The 14,010-nt window shown below is 61.9% G+C and carries 12 protein-coding genes; 6 read left to right on the forward strand and 6 right to left on the reverse strand.

The features are described from left to right. Nucleotides 1–30: 30 nt before the first annotated feature. Both lon and QWI75_RS11275 read right to left on the reverse strand, forming a co-directional pair. Nucleotides 31–2,430, reverse strand: coding sequence for an endopeptidase La (gene lon, locus QWI75_RS11270; RefSeq protein ID WP_289268670.1), 2,400 nt, complete (start codon nucleotides 2,428–2,430; stop codon nucleotides 31–33). A gap of 159 nt (nucleotides 2,431–2,589) precedes the next feature. Next, the gene (locus QWI75_RS11275) at nucleotides 2,590–4,626 is read right to left on the reverse strand and encodes a hypothetical protein (RefSeq protein WP_289268671.1); all 2,037 of its coding nucleotides are present in this window, start codon (nucleotides 4,624–4,626) and stop codon (nucleotides 2,590–2,592) included. Nucleotides 4,627–4,659: 33 nt separating this feature from the next. Between QWI75_RS11275 and QWI75_RS11280 the strand changes: the two genes are divergently transcribed. From QWI75_RS11280 to QWI75_RS11295, 4 genes are all read left to right on the forward strand, one after another. Beyond that, complete coding sequence (locus QWI75_RS11280; RefSeq protein ID WP_370693636.1) at nucleotides 4,660–5,196, forward strand: NUDIX hydrolase; 537 nt, start codon at nucleotides 4,660–4,662, stop codon at nucleotides 5,194–5,196. Nucleotides 5,197–5,319: 123 nt separating this feature from the next. Continuing rightward, nucleotides 5,320–6,156 carry an A/G-specific adenine glycosylase gene (locus QWI75_RS11285; RefSeq protein WP_289268673.1) on the forward strand — a complete coding sequence of 279 codons (837 nt, stop codon included), beginning with the start codon at nucleotides 5,320–5,322 and terminating at the stop codon, nucleotides 6,154–6,156. Continuing rightward, entirely contained in the window at nucleotides 6,153–6,566 is a 414-nt protein-coding gene (gene mutT, locus QWI75_RS11290; RefSeq protein WP_289268674.1) for an 8-oxo-dGTP diphosphatase MutT, read from the forward strand. Before QWI75_RS11285 ends, mutT begins: the two co-directional genes overlap by 4 nt. A gap of 85 nt (nucleotides 6,567–6,651) precedes the next feature. Beyond that, complete coding sequence (locus tag QWI75_RS11295; RefSeq protein ID WP_289268675.1) at nucleotides 6,652–7,356, forward strand: 3'-5' exonuclease; 705 nt, start codon at nucleotides 6,652–6,654, stop codon at nucleotides 7,354–7,356. Between the two features lie 8 nt (nucleotides 7,357–7,364). Here the strand turns inward: QWI75_RS11295 and QWI75_RS11300 are convergent, their stop codons facing one another. From QWI75_RS11300 to mtaB, 3 genes are all read right to left on the reverse strand, one after another. Next, nucleotides 7,365–8,354 carry a hypothetical protein gene (locus QWI75_RS11300; protein WP_289268676.1) on the reverse strand — a complete coding sequence of 330 codons (990 nt, stop codon included), beginning with the start codon at nucleotides 8,352–8,354 and terminating at the stop codon, nucleotides 7,365–7,367. 595 nt (nucleotides 8,355–8,949) lie between these two features. After that, nucleotides 8,950–10,299 (reverse strand): tRNA (N6-isopentenyl adenosine(37)-C2)-methylthiotransferase MiaB, encoded by a 1,350-nt coding sequence (miaB, locus tag QWI75_RS11305; protein ID WP_289268677.1) that lies wholly within the window; start codon nucleotides 10,297–10,299, stop codon nucleotides 8,950–8,952. Between the two features lie 13 nt (nucleotides 10,300–10,312). After that, entirely contained in the window at nucleotides 10,313–11,650 is a 1,338-nt protein-coding gene (gene mtaB / locus QWI75_RS11310; protein WP_289268678.1) for a tRNA (N(6)-L-threonylcarbamoyladenosine(37)-C(2))-methylthiotransferase MtaB, read from the reverse strand. A gap of 204 nt (nucleotides 11,651–11,854) precedes the next feature. Between mtaB and QWI75_RS11315 the strand changes: the two genes are divergently transcribed. Together QWI75_RS11315 and QWI75_RS11320 are read left to right on the forward strand one after the other, a co-directional pair. Continuing rightward, nucleotides 11,855–12,256 carry a hypothetical protein gene (locus tag QWI75_RS11315; RefSeq protein ID WP_289268679.1) on the forward strand — a complete coding sequence of 134 codons (402 nt, stop codon included), beginning with the start codon at nucleotides 11,855–11,857 and terminating at the stop codon, nucleotides 12,254–12,256. A 146-nt stretch (nucleotides 12,257–12,402) separates the two neighbouring features. Then, a complete protein-coding gene (locus QWI75_RS11320; protein WP_289268680.1) occupies nucleotides 12,403–13,650 on the forward strand; it encodes an AmpG family muropeptide MFS transporter in 1,248 nt (415 codons plus the stop codon). A gap of 19 nt (nucleotides 13,651–13,669) precedes the next feature. Here QWI75_RS11320 and QWI75_RS11325 read toward each other — a convergent pair whose 3' ends face one another. Further along, nucleotides 13,670–13,963, reverse strand: a complete 294-nt coding sequence (locus QWI75_RS11325; protein ID WP_289268681.1) for a hypothetical protein — start codon at nucleotides 13,961–13,963, stop codon at nucleotides 13,670–13,672. Between the last annotated feature and the right edge of the window lie 47 nt (nucleotides 13,964–14,010).

Raw genomic sequence — 14,010 nt, forward strand, 5'->3', positions numbered from 1 at the left:
TGGCCGGCCCCCTTCGTGCAACCGATCAGCCTACAGGACTTCGACCGTCTCGGCAGCAGCGGCCTGACCGGTCTTTTTTGCTGCCGCCTCGCCGGTTTCTTCGATAGCCGCGCGCAGCACGTCGTCGATCCGCTCGGCAAGGATGAACTGCACGGCCTTGTGCACCTCTTCCGGCACCTCCTTGAGATCCTTCTCGTTGGCCTTGGGAAGGATGACGCGGGTGATGCCGGCCCTGTGAGCCGCCAGCACCTTTTCCTTGATCCCTCCCACCGGCAGAACCAGGCCGCTCAGGCTGATCTCTCCGGTCATGGCCGTATCCCGCCGCACCGGCACCCCCGTGTAGGCCGAAGCCAAGGCCGTCGCCATCGTGACCCCGGCGGATGGGCCGTCCTTGGGGATGGCGCCCGACGGAACGTGGATGTGCAGCCCGTTCCGCTTGAAGCGGGAGATGTCGAGCCCCATGCCTTCGGCGTGGGACCAGAGGTAGCTCCGCGCCGCCCGCGCCGATTCCTGCATCACCTCTCCGAGTTGTCCCGTCAAGGTCAGGTCGTGGCTGCCAGGCAGGAGACTGGTCTCCACGTAGAGGACATCGCCCCCGGTCGGCGTCCAGGCCAAGCCGGTCGCCACGCCGGGAGGCAGTTCCTTCCGGATCTCCTCCGGCTGGAACCGTTCGGTCCCCAGCCATTCCTGCACCTCCTCCTTCGTGATCTCGATCGCCGACTCCGCTTGCTCAGCCGGCGATTCGGCGATCTTCAGCGCGATCTTGCGGGCGAGCTTGCCGAGCTGTTGTTCGAGCTGACGCACCCCCGCCTCTCTGGTGTAGCGGGCGATGACCAACGTCAGGAGTTCCGGCGAGAGCCGGACCAACTCCCGCTTGAGGCCGGCCTCTTGAACCCGCCGGGGCCAGAGGTAGCGCTGCGCGATCTCGAACTTCTCCTGCTCGCTGTAGCCCGGAAGCCGGATGACCTCCATCCGGTCCAGGAGCGGCTGCGAAATGGGATCCAACGTGTTCGCCGTCGTGATGAACATGATCTTGGAGAGATCGAACGGCAGATCCAGATAGTGATCCCGAAACGTGTGGTTCTGCGCCGGATCGAGAATTTCCAACAGGGCCGCGGCCGGATCGCCCCGGAAATCACGGCCCACCTTGTCCACTTCGTCCAGCATCACGACCGGGTTATTCACCCCCGCGCGCCGCAACGCCTGGATGATGCTGCCGGGCATGGCGCCCACGTAGGTCCGCCGGTGGCCCCGCAGTTCCGCCTCGTCATGCACTCCGCCCAAACTCACCCGCTCAAACTTGCGGCCGAGCGCGCGCGCGACGGATTGGCCGAGACTCGTCTTGCCGACGCCGGGAGGCCCGACGAGACACAGGATCGGCGCCTTCGCGGTCGGGTTGAGCTTCAAGACTGCCAGATGCTCGACGATCCGCTCCTTGACTTCCTTGATCCCGTAGTGGTCCTCGTCCAGCACCTGGCGCACTCGGGCCAGCTCCAGGCTGTCCTCCGAGGACTTCTTCCAAGGCAATTCGAGCACCAGCTCGAGATAATTGCGGATGACCTGATGGTCCCCGGCCGACGGGGGCAGCTTGGCCAGGCGGGCAAGCTCCCGCTCCGCGTCCTTCTTGACCGATTCGGGAAGGTCGGCCTCGCGGATGCGACGCCGCAGTTCGGCCACATCGCCTTCCTCGTCCTCGTCCTCGCCGAGTTCCCGCTGAATCGCTTTCAGTTGTTCGCGGAGGATGTACTCGCGCTGGGTCTTTCCGATTTTCTCCTGCGCGTCGCTCGCGATCTTGTTGCGAAGCTGGAGAATCTGGACCTCGCGGGCCAAGGCCGCGTAGACGTTGCGGAGAAGGTCCTCGCGCGTGGAGGCTTCGAGCAAGGCCTGCTCCTCGGCCAGCGTCAAGTTCAACAACGAGGCCACGCGATAGGCCAGGGAAATCGGGTCCGGGTCCATGCCCAGGGAGAGCAACGCTTCGGTCACGCCGCTGGTCTGCACCAGCTTGGTCAACTCGCCCGTCAAATCGATGATGGCCCGATGCAGCGCGTCGGCCTCCGCTCCGCTCTCGCCCTCCAGCGACAGGGGCCGCACTCGCCCTTCCAGGAAGGGATCCAGCCGCTCGAGCTTGATCAGCACCTGACGGTCCACTCCCTGCACGAGCGTGTGCAATTGGCCGTCGGGCGTGCGGCCGATCTGCTTGATGATGGCTTTGGTTCCGATCGCATAGAGATCGGTCTGCGTCGGCTGTTCGAGGTCCGGCTGACGCTGGGCCACGATGAGGAGTGTCTTGTCCTCGGACTTGGAAGCGGCTTCAACCGCCGCGATCGACCGTGGCCGGCCGATCGTCACCGGCATCATGACACCGGGAAACAGGACGGTTCGTTTGACCGGCACGATCGGCAGGGTCGTGAGATTGGTCTCGTCGCTCATGGTCTATCTTCTCCTTTACGGGCCGCAGACAGGCATCGGCACGTAACTGTAGATAGGCACGGGCGGAACGAAGTCAAGCAATCGGAGGCCGGGCGAGGGGAGAAGCGGAGCGGCCGGAGGCGCAAGCTCAAGCTTTTCGAGGAGTTGTCCGACCGGCGCTCACTGTCGATCCATGAACAGGGACCCGGGACTATCCGAGACCGTGTCTTGGTTGCTGCGCCTGCCGCTGCCGTTGGGAAAATTGCGGGCATAGTAGTCGGCGCCTGCCAGGTCGAAGAAGCTCGCCACGCTGCCGCCTTCGGCCAGGCCGAGCCCGCGCGGGACAAGGTAGCGATCCTTCCCTCCTTCTTCGATGAAGGCGCTCCAGGCATTGTGGTGGCCGACCCCCAGACCGTTGGAACGTTCGAATGAGTAGGTGTCGTCATCCGTGCCGGCGTCGATGCCGAGCATGACGCTCACATCCCAGGCTGCTCCCGCGTTGTAATGGGGACCGGTCGAGTCGTAGTAGTCCGCCCCCCGGTAGTCGATGAAGAGGCCGGCTCCATAGTGCGCGCCGGCTGCCAGGCCGTAGCGGGCGGCCAAGTGGTCGTCGTTTCCTCCCAGATCCAGCTTGACCCCGATGCCGAAGAAATAGCCGGTCCCTTGAGAAAAGTTGGCCGTCTGGTAATGGTCGTCCCCTTCCAGGTCGAGCAACATCCCAAGACCGCCCGCGAGGGCGTAGGCCAGGTCGTCCTGGTTCTTGGACAGGATGCGGATGCCCGATCCGACCCCGACGCCGAAGCACTCGAATTGATACAGGGGATTGTTCGGATCTCCGTCCGGAACATCAACAACATTGTAGACACTCGGGTACTTGCCGCCGCATTGGTAATTATCGTGGCCTGACAGGTCGGCGGCGACGCCGATGCCGCCCGGGCCGGCAAATCCGATGGCATAACCGAAGCTGTGATATTGATCGTCCCCTTCGACATCCACGAGCAGGCCCAACCCGCCGATCGCGGCACCTTGGGTGAATTTGGAGCCTGTATAGATGTCGTTGCCCTTTTCGTCGTACAGGAGGCCGATGCCCGCAAACCCGGTTCCTCCGGACCCTTCGAGCAACTCGTAACTGTCGTTGCCGGATTTGTCGATGAGGAGTCCGATGCCTCCGCGTCCCGTCGCAAGGCCGAGGGGCATGCTTGGAGAGTAGGCATCATTGCCGGCCAGATCGATCACGATATGGACCGACTGGTCCACATGGCCGGGCGCCGCGACGGCGCCCCGGTAGATGTCGTCGCCGCCGAGATCGATGATCAAGGCGATCCGACCGTCGAGCTGGTAGGTATTGGGGCCGGGTCCTCCCACCACGATCGTGCCGGCCGAGGTCTCCCGGACGAGCAGCACGTCCCCCTTCACGCCTTCCGGCGGTTTCTTGATCTTGGGCGCCGTGCGGAGGGCCTCGTTCAAATCGCGCAGCAGATCCATGCTGCCGAGTTTCGTCGCGAGCTGGGCGGCTGTGACCAGCGCATCGTACTCGACATATTCCTGGATCAGTTGGATATAGCGCCGGTTGCTGTAGAGCAGGAATTTCGTCTGGCTGTCTGGGTCCGCAAACTGAGGGCTGAAGTCATCGAGAAACTTCATCGCATGATCGAAGAGAAACTGTCGATCTTCCGTCGACAGACGCCGCATGGCACGATCGCAATGGTGCTTCACCTGTTCGAGCAAGGCGGCCAGGGTGTCGCCTGGGGCCTTCTCGCCGCCGCCGAGCCGCTTGGTCGCGAGAATTTCATGATCCGGCTTGACCCGGCTCTTCTCAAGCGTCAACAACAGGTCGTCCAGGCCCTCGACCCCGTGTTTGGAGAGGGCGCTGACAAGGAGCCCGTAGGATTCCAGTTGCGCCATGCCCTGCCAGGGGTCCAGCAGGATATCCAGCGCGTCGCCGCGCTTGCCGATGGCGGGAAAGGTGCGCGCGCCGGTGAGGGCCAAGAGGGTCGCTTTATTTTGCGCGCCCACGTTGGACTCAAGGAAGGGCACAACCTGGCGAGCCAGGCGCCCGACCGCCGGCTCGACGCTGAGTCCTGGCGGCAGCGGGGGCTCGATGGGCATGATGGGCAATTCCGGCAGGGAGGACCGGCAGGCTCCCAGGAAGACAAGCGCAACCAAGATGAACAGTCGCCTGCCTGGTGCAAAGCGCCGTGCCTCTATGCTATGCATGGAACAACAACTCGTGCGATGTCACCGGCACCCATGAAGTTTTGCCCCCAGTGCGCGGCGCCCCTCGGCAGGAAAATCCCGCCCGGCGATCACTTGCAGAGACTGGTGTGCGATCTGTGCGAGACGATCCTGTACGAAAATCCCAAAATCGTCGCGGGCTGCATCGTGGAATGGGAGGACAGCGTCCTGTTGTGTCGACGAGCGATCGATCCGCGAATGGGATTCTGGACCTTTCCGGCCGGCTTCATGGAACTTGGCGAGGGGACGGAGGAAGCGGCTTGCCGGGAAACGCTGGAGGAGGCGCAGGCGATCGTGCAGGCGTGCCAATTGTATGCGGTCGTGAGCATGCCCCACATCGGGCAGGTCTATATGGTGTTTCGAGGGCAATTGGCTGCGCCGGACTATCGTCCCGGCCCCGAGAGCTTGGAAGTGGACCTGTTCGTGCATGATCGAATTCCCTGGGATTCTCTGGCCTTTCCCGTAATTCGCGATGTGCTGGCCCGTTACGTGTCGGACGCGCGGACCGGCGTCTTTCCGCTCTATGTGGCCAGCCTCGGACCATCTAAGTAGAACGGCGCTGTTGGCGCGACCGGCCGAGCCAATCGATGCTCCCGGTCATGTCTCGCGTCCTTCGGTACGCTTCGCGACCCGATACTGTCATCTTACCTCAGAATAGGGAGGACTCCCCCGGAATTGCAATATCGGCTCCTGCTCAAAGTCAGAGTGGCCGATGTTTACTTTCTGCCGGGAGATTTCTACAATCCGGCCCCACTCTTTCTTCTTACTCTTATGGCCAAGACACGCCCATCCCGCCAGCGCAAGGCATCGTCCCCGCGGAATTCCCCGCGCGGTCGCGGCAAACAAACGGTTCCGGTCGGCGCGGCGGAAAAACGGCGCTTTGCGCAGGCCCTGTTGAAGTGGTATGGGGAATACGGCCGCGATCTGCCCTGGCGGCGAACCTCCGATCCGTACAAGATTTTGGTCTCGGAAGTCATGCTCCAGCAGACGCAGGTCGATCGGGTGATTCCCAAGTACTATGAATTCCTCGATCGCTTTCCGACCTTCGACGCGCTGGCCAAGGCGCCGCCGGAGGAGGTGCGCGCGACCTGGTACCCCCTCGGGTACAACGTGCGGCCCTATCGGTTGCACAGCATCGCCAGAGAAACGGTGGCGCGCTACGGAGGTCAATTGCCCAGCGAGGCCGACGAGCTGCTGTCCTTCAAGGGGATCGGCCGGTATACGGCCGGCGCCATCCGTGCCTTTGCCTTCAATCAGGATGCCCCGATCCTCGACACGAACGTGATGCGGGTGTTGCAGCGGGTGTTTCTCGGGCAGGGGGACCCCAAGTCGAACAGATCCCTGCTCTGGTCGCTGTCCGAGGCGCTGATTCCCAAAGGGAAGGGCTACGATTTCAACCAGGCCGTGATGGATTTCGGGGCGTTGGTCTGCACGGCGCGTGACCCCTATTGTCTGCTGTGCCCCATGAAGAACTTCTGCAAGAGCTATCCCTGCGACGGCCGTTCCATATGAGCGACTCGCTGCCCGTGACCAGGGTTGCGGCGGGAGTGATCAGCCAAGGGGGGCGGTATCTCATCGCGAGAAGAAAGGCGGACGCCCACTTGGGAGGCCTGTGGGAATTCCCGGGCGGCAAGTGTGACCCGGGCGAGGCTCCGGCCGATTGTGTAAAGCGGGAACTGTGGGAAGAGTTGGCGGTCCGGATCGGCACGCCCATCCCCCTCTGTGTGGTCAATCACGAGTATCCGGAGCGGCGCGTGGAGCTGCATTTTTTTCGATGCCGGATCGAGGAGGGCGAAGCGAGGCCCCTGGGCTGCTCGGAGCTTCGCTGGGTCACGCCGGGAGAATTGTCGGACTTTGCGTTTCCTCCGGCCGATCACGTCCTGATTGAGCAACTTCGATCGGAGCCCTTGCCGTTCCCGTGACCGGCGATCGTCAGGCCGGGCTGGCGCAACTGCGGCAGGGTGAATTTCTCGTTGGTGAACGTCCGGTAGTTAAGCACGGTAAGCGATGAAGGTGGTGCTCGACATTGAAACGATTCCCGCGCCTCGGGAGGAATGGGCCAGATTGGCCGGGCGCGTATTGCACGATTCCGGCTCGCCGGCGGAGGATCTGTTCGCGCTGGCGGATGCCGAGGCCCAGCGCAAGACGGAGGATGAGCTGTACGAGCGGTCCTGTTTCGATGCGACATTCAGCCGCATTGTCTGTATCGGCCTGGTGCTGTTCAGCGACGACATGGAGCCCAGGGGAGCGGTCGCCTGGTACGGCAATGACGAACGGATGCTGCTCCAGCAGTTCTGGCAGCGGATCGGGCGGGAACGGCCCTCGCTCTATATCACTCACAACGGGCTCGGGTTCGACCTGCCCTTCATTAAAAAGCGTTCGATCATCCATCAGGTGAAGCCTCCCGTCGAGATCAACCTCGCCCGGTTTCGGACCGAGCCCGTCTATGACACGATGGCGGTCTGGAGCAATTGGGAAACGAGGGGCTGGATCAAGTTGGATGTCCTGGCTCGCGCGCTGCAGGTGGATACCAAATCGGGCAGCGGGCAGCAGGTGCTGGCGATGTGGGAACGGGGAGAGGAAAAGGAGGTGGCGCTCTATTGCCTCCAGGATGTGTACGTGACCTACGCCTGTTATTCGAGGATGACCTTCCGAACGCCGCTGTCTCGCGACGTGGTCCTGCTGCACAGCGAGTTCTGTCCTACCTCGTAGTCTGTCTGCTACCGAGCTTCCGCCTGCGGAGCTTTCTTCACAGTCGCCTGAGTCGGCTTCGACGGTTTCTTGCTTTTGACCGGCTTGCTCGGTTTGGTCTGGGTCTCGCGCGCCGGTTGGGAGTTGGCTGGAGTTTTCGTCGTTCCGGATGGAGGCGTGATCAGAGGAGCCTGGACGGCCGGAACAAAACTCGGTCGATCCTGTGGCGTCCGTCCGGTGTTCTCCTGGGCCTGAGCCTGCGGCTTGGCCGGTACGAGGACGGTGGTTCCTCCTTGAGACTGGACAGGCGGCCGATGGCTTGGGTCGATTGTCTGTGCGGGAATGGTCTGAGGTTTCACCGTTGCAGCCAGGCGCTCCTGTTCGGCCAGCCGAGCCAAGGTGAGATGGTCGATGACCAAGGTGGAAAGGTTGCCGTAGTTCATGGCAGTTTCAGGCGCGGCCCGCTGCGTCCGCGCCGCTGACTCAGGCACGAAGGAGAGGGTCCCGGCCGTCAGCTCTTGCGAAGGCGAAGGCTTGCCGGAGACCCAGGACCAGAAGCCGGTTCTGATCGGTTTGGATCGGAATTGGGTCAGGGTGAGATAGATCGATGGCCCCTTGGCGTAGATCGTTCCTCCGGTCGCTTCCGGGATGGAACCGGTCTGAGAGAAAACCTGGAAGACCACGACCTGCTCCGGGGTGGCTTTCGTCAAAGCCGAAGACAGCGCGGGAGCCAGGAACTCGACATCCTTGTCCGTGAGCACAGGCGAAGCCTGGGTCCCGACCCGAATTCCATGGAGCATTCGATTGAGTGCATCCTGATTGATGGTGATCGGATGGCTCGCCTCGAAGGACCAGTCGACCACCTCCTCGAACGAGACCGTTCCTTGGGCGTCGGCTTGAGACTGGCTAGGGTTTTGAGAGACTCCGGAGCAACCGGCCGATAGAAGCAGACTCAGAACCGTCATGACGGAGACTTGAACGGCCGGACGTGGAGCGCGATACCGCTTTCGGTTCCACATGGGACACCTCGGGAATGAGGATGGGATTGACGGTCATGACAGGAGCGCAGAGAACGGGGAGGTGCGGTCAGACTCGCAGGACTACCAGATGCCCAGGCCCATAAGGATAAAGCCCAGTGCCATCCAGCCCACCAGTCCGATTGAGATGACTGCTTCAAGACTCATGTCTGTTCCGTGATCCTTTGTGAAAGAGTCAACGTTGTCGTTGCCTTCGGGCAACCTTGTAAAGCAAGCGATATGCCTGGGTTTCCCGATAAGGTGCCTGCCGCCAACTCATCGTCTGACCGAGTGTCTTCCAGCCGCAGTTCTGAAGGAAACCCGGATGCATGAAATACAAACTCATAGTGGCGCGTTGCGCTAACAAATTGATATCCCGACGCTATTTGTGGCCGATTTGCCGGATGCCTGTGACGGTCGGCGTTTGCAGGCTTGCGGCGTCATCTTCCGGTCCATTGCAAGTGCTTGGTACAGGTCGGATGTTCCCGGCGAAGGAAGTGTACGCAATATGTGCGTAGAGGTCGAAATTTGTGCACGGTTAAGATGCTGGAGGCTTGAGGTGGAGGTTCCGGTCGGAGTCGCGGATAGTGGTTGGTCGTCAGGTAGACGCGCGTGTGGAAACCTCGCGGCCGAAGAGGGTGGCGGCGGTTGCCCCTTCGATGAAGATCGACCGGAGCTGGCCCGGCGCCGTCCCGGTTGCCTGGCCCTTGTCCCAGACCACTGTCAGGTTATCATCCGTCTTGCCCATCCACTGGGAGGACGATTTCTTTGCGTCACCTTCGACCAGGACGGAAACGGTTTGCCCGATTCTGGATTGGTTGAGGGCCAACGAGATTCGCCTCTGGACCTCGACGAGCCGGCTGACGCGCTCTCCTTTGACCGGTTCCGGCACATCGTCCGGATACTTCCTTGCCGCGATCGTGTTCTTGCGCTCCGAATACTTGAAAATAAACGCCGAATGAAAACGCACCGCTCCAACCGCCGACAGGGTGTCGTGGAACTCGTCCTCCGATTCGCTGCAAAACCCGCAAATGAGGTCGGTCGTCAGGGCGATGCCCTGGTTGGCCGTCCTGATGCGCTCGACCAGATCCAGATATTCCCGTCTCGTGTAGGTCCGATCCATCAAGGCGAGGATGCGGTCACTGCCCGCCTGAAGCGGCAGATGGACGTGTTTGCAGATGCGGGGATGGTAGGCGATGGCTTCCAGCAGCGGGACGGGAAAGTCTTTCGGGTGGGGTGAGGTGAACCGGACCCGCTCGATCCCGGGGACATCGGCGACTGAAGTGATCAGCCTTGCGAAATCCCACCCGTCGTATCGATAGGAATTCACGTTCTGGCCGAGCAGGGTGACCTGCTTATGCCCTTGCTCCGCAAGGATACGGGTCTCGTGCAAGATGCTCTCCGGCTCCCGCGACCGTTCGCGACCCCGCGTGTAGGGCACGACGCAAAAGGTGCAAAAATTGTCGCACCCGCGCATGACGGCGATCCAGGCGTTGACCCCCGGCGTCCGGTCCGGCAGGATGCCTTCGTAGGTCTCATACTCCGACAGGTCCACCGCCATCTGGCGGCCCGCATCACCCTCCGCCAACCCCTGCCAGGCCTTCTTCAGCATCCCCGGAAGCTGGCGGTAGCTGTCAGGCCCGACAATGAGGTCCACAAGAGGCTGGGAGTCCGTGAGTTCCTTTTTCAGGTTTTGCGCCATGCACCCGAGGACGCCGACCACCAGAGGCCGTTGCCGCTTGATGGTCTTCAGTTCGGCGAGGTGCCCGTAGACTCTGGTGTGGGCATGTTCCCTGATCGCGCAGGTGTTCATCAGGATAACGTCGGCGGCTTCCTGCTCGTCCGTGAAGAGGAACCCCTCCTGCTTGAGCAACGACCGGACGAGTTCCGAATCGTACTCGTTCATCTGGCAGCCGAACGTTTCGATATGGACGCGCGGATGGCTCATCGTGAGTGATGGTTCATGCAAACAGCGGCAGCGGCATCGTGCCGCTCGGGGTTGAAGATAGCAGGTGTCCCAATGCGAGTCCATCCAGAGCGGCGGTGATCTCGACAGGTCGGATGGTATTGGCGAGATCTTCGTCGCTCGAGATCCTCACGCGGAGGTAATTGTCCGTCAGGCCCGTACGTTCCGAATCCTTGCCGGGCCGCTCGAAGAGCACCGGCAGGCTGCGCCCGATGAATCGCCGATAGTAGGTCAGTCGCTTGGCTCGGGAGAGGCCGGTCAAGTTGGCCGTCCGCTCGGCGACGGTGGCGGCCGGGACCTGTCCGGCCATCTTGGCGGCCGGCGTACCCGGTCGGGCCGAGTAGGGGAACACGTGACAATAGGCGATCGGAAGGGCCGAAACCAACGAGACGGTGGCTTCATGCTGTTCGGGCTGTTCGCCCGGAAAACCCACCAGAAGATCCGTGCCGATGCAGACATCAGGAATGAGCCGGGCCGCCCGCTCGATGAGCCGGGTGTAATATTCGACGCCGTAGGGCCGGTTCATGGCCTTGAGCATGACATCGCTGCCGCTTTGCAGCGGGACATGAAGGTGCCGGCAGAGGCGGTTCGATTTGGCCATGTGGTCGAGCAGTTCGTCGGTCACGGTCGTCGGCTCGATCGAGGAGATTCTGATCCGCTCGATGCCGGGGAGGAGTTCCAACAGTTTGATGAGATCGACCAGCTTTGCTCCGCCGGATTCGTATTCCCCGATGTTCACGCCGGAGAGCACCAATTCCTTATGGCCCTTGGCCGCCAACTCGCCCGCTTCACGCAGGACGTCGGTGAGCGATCTGCTGCGGGACCGGCCCCTCGCGAACGGAATGATGCAGAAGGTACACATGACATCGCAGCCATCCTGAACCTTGAGGGTCGCCCTCGTGCAGTCGAAGTCGGCGGTCCCATCAAGGACGAATTCCTCCCGTGCAATCCGCCTTGTATGGAGGATACGAGATGACGGCAGCTTCGAAAGTGCGTCCGGCGAGGGGAGAAGATCGGGCAAGGCCATCTTGAACTGGGACCCGACGACCATGTCGATCCCGTCCATCCCTCGCAACGCCTCCATGCCGGTCTGGGCATAGCAGCCGGTCACGGCGACGAAGGCCCGGGGCGAATGGCGCAGGGTGCTCCGGACCGCCCGCCGAGAGTCCCGTTCTGCGTCCTGCGTGACGGAGCAGGTATTGAGGATCAGCAGATCAGTCGGTTCGCCGAATTCGACCAGCCTGTAGCCTTTGCTGATCAGGCGGCTGGCCAGGTGCGCCGTTTCAGTCTGATTCAACCGGCAACCCAGCGTATGGAGGGTCGCGCGTTTCATTGTATCGAGGCCGTTCATGGGAAAGCGGATTATAAGGAAGCACCGGTCGGTCTACAAGCCGATGCACTGCAACCGTCGCTTCGATTCCGCTCACGGATCCGTATCGACTCGGGCTTATCCCAGTTGCGTTGAACGACCTGAAGACCCATGGTACGATGTGCGTCACTTGGCTGGTCCTTCCTACAACGGAGAGGAGCGATCTCCATGAAAGCATGGCGTTGGTTGATTGTCGCGGCTGCGGTCCTCGCTGCTCCGCATCAACTCGGCTGGGCGAGCGGCAGCCTGCCACCCGAGCCGGAATTGAATTCCCGGGTCGATGAGCTCTATGACCACGAAGCCAGGCTCTTTCTCATCCTCTACTCGCTGAAGGGCGATGGGGAGGTGGACTACATCACCGGACGGATGGTGCAGGATTACAGCCGCAGCAACTACGGCAACCCCGTGTACAACACCGAGTCCTTCCCGCTGTTCTATTGGTGGAACCATACGATGTGGAATGATCCGGAGCAGGATGGGGTCAACGGCAACGAGCGCGTGTATCAGGAAAACGTCGAGTTTGACCGCAGCCGCTACAAACCCTGCCTGTTCAACGGTCAGGCCTGTTAGCGCGGGTTCTCCTCGCCGGTTTCGACAGCGCGCCTGGCTGAGCGTCATCCGTCCTGTCCTCCGGTTCCCGTAATTTTGTACGGTCCCCGTGCAGAGAGTGATATCCTGCCCTCGCTTCACCTGCGTGCCCTGACCATCCAGGTTTCATGCGAATCAGCCAACTCGCGAATCGTCGCATCGGGCTTATGCTGCCCTTGGGGTTTGCGTCGGGGCTTCCGCTCGCCTTGACCTCCGGGACGCTTCAAGCTTGGCTGACCGTCGCGGGAGTCGACCTGCGCACGATCGGCGTGTTTACGCTGGTCGGCCTGCCCTACACGCTGAAGTTTCTTTGGGCTCCGTTGATGGACCGTTATGTGCCGCCCTGGCTGGGCCGCCGGAGGGGCTGGATGGTTCTCACGCAGGCCTCCTTGATCGTCGGCGTTCTGGCCATGGCGCTGATTGATCCCTCCCAATGGCCCTGGTTGCTGGGCATCGTGGCCCTGTCGGTCGCATTCATGTCGGCATCCCAGGACATTGTCTTCGATGCCTATCGGACCGAGACGCTCAGGCCGCAAGAACGGGGGCTGGGCGCCGCGGTCTGGGTGAACGGCTACCGCTTCGCGTTGTTGGTCGCCGGCTCCTTGGCCTTGGTGCTGGCCGATCAGGTCGGTTGGCCTGCGACCTATACCTGTATGGCGTTTGTCATGCTGGTCGGGCTCTGGGCCGTAGGGACTGCAGAGGAACCGACCTCCTCGCAGCAGGTGCCCTCGTCGTTGCGGGAAGCCGTGCTCGGGCCGTTGGAGGAATTCTTCTCACGGACAGAGGCCGGGACTCTGCTGGGCTTGGTCGCGCTGTACAAACTCGGCGATGCCTTCGCCGGGACCCTGCTCACGGCGTTTCTCATCAAGGGAGTCGGGTTCACCGCGACCGACGTCGGCGTCATGAAGGGGCTGGGCCTGGGGCTCACCTTGGCCGGCGCCTTGATCGGCGGGCTTGCCATGACCCGCTTGGGACTCGTGCGGGCCCTGCTGGCCTTCGGTCTGCTACAGGCTGTCTCGAACCTGGCGTTTGTCCTGCTGGCCTGGGGAGGGAAGAGCTACCCGCTGCTGGTCTTCGCGATTGCTTGCGAAAATCTCTCCGGCGGCATGGGAACCTCGGCCTTTGTGGCTCTGGTGATGGCGCTCTGTCACCACAAGTACACGGCGACCCAGTTCGCCCTGCTGTCTTCAATTGAAGCATTGGGGCGGGTCTTGTTGGGGCGTCCTTCGGCGCAACTGGTCGAGGCAATCGGCTGGGCTCCCTATTTTGTCGTTACCTTCATCGCTGCCTTGCCGGGGCTTCTATTGCTCTGGCACCTGCGGGAGAATCTTGCTCGTTATGAGGGAACGGCGAATGGCGCCTCCCCAATCGACTGAACCGGCAAGTTCTGGGTGGTCACGCCTTGACCCGCCGTTGGAGAAACAACACGAACAACATCAACGTTGGCAAAGGAGCCAGGAGAAACGGAACCAGCCAGAGCCACACGTTCTTCCCCCGCACACGGGCCTGATCGATCATCCACACGAAAACCCAGATCACGAGCCCTGCGTAGTTCAACGACATCCATTGGGTCGTATGGACTTTCAAGCCGCTGCTTGCTTCTTCAGGACCCTGTAACAGGAACAGGCCAAGCAACAGGAGAAAGATCCCAAGCAGTGCCATGACCAGTTGTTTGCTCCACACGTACATGAAGGCCTCCTCTCGTTCAGCAGGATTGAGCAATGAAGGGCGGGACA

Source organism: Nitrospira tepida (assembly GCF_947241125.1).
Lineage (GTDB): Bacteria > Nitrospirota > Nitrospiria > Nitrospirales > Nitrospiraceae > Nitrospira_G > Nitrospira_G tepida.

Excerpts from the sequence above, each read along its gene's own strand:
- QWI75_RS11280 (WP_370693636.1), top strand. The coding sequence starts at position 4,660 with ATGAAGTTTTGCCCCCAGTGCGCGGCGCCCCTCGGCAGGAAAATCCCG.
- QWI75_RS11295 (WP_289268675.1), top strand. The coding sequence starts at position 6,652 with ATGAAGGTGGTGCTCGACATTGAAACGATTCCCGCGCCTCGGGAGGAA.
- QWI75_RS11320 (WP_289268680.1), top strand. The coding sequence starts at position 12,403 with ATGCGAATCAGCCAACTCGCGAATCGTCGCATCGGGCTTATGCTGCCC.
- mtaB (WP_289268678.1), bottom strand. The coding sequence starts at position 11,650 with ATGAAACGCGCGACCCTCCATACGCTGGGTTGCCGGTTGAATCAGACT.
- QWI75_RS11275 (WP_289268671.1), bottom strand. The coding sequence starts at position 4,626 with ATGCATAGCATAGAGGCACGGCGCTTTGCACCAGGCAGGCGACTGTTC.
- QWI75_RS11315 (WP_289268679.1), top strand. The coding sequence starts at position 11,855 with ATGAAAGCATGGCGTTGGTTGATTGTCGCGGCTGCGGTCCTCGCTGCT.
- mutT (WP_289268674.1), top strand. The coding sequence starts at position 6,153 with ATGAGCGACTCGCTGCCCGTGACCAGGGTTGCGGCGGGAGTGATCAGC.
- QWI75_RS11325 (WP_289268681.1), bottom strand. The coding sequence starts at position 13,963 with ATGTACGTGTGGAGCAAACAACTGGTCATGGCACTGCTTGGGATCTTT.
- miaB (WP_289268677.1), bottom strand. The coding sequence starts at position 10,299 with ATGAGCCATCCGCGCGTCCATATCGAAACGTTCGGCTGCCAGATGAAC.
- lon (WP_289268670.1), bottom strand. The coding sequence starts at position 2,430 with ATGAGCGACGAGACCAATCTCACGACCCTGCCGATCGTGCCGGTCAAA.
- QWI75_RS11300 (WP_289268676.1), bottom strand. The coding sequence starts at position 8,354 with ATGTGGAACCGAAAGCGGTATCGCGCTCCACGTCCGGCCGTTCAAGTC.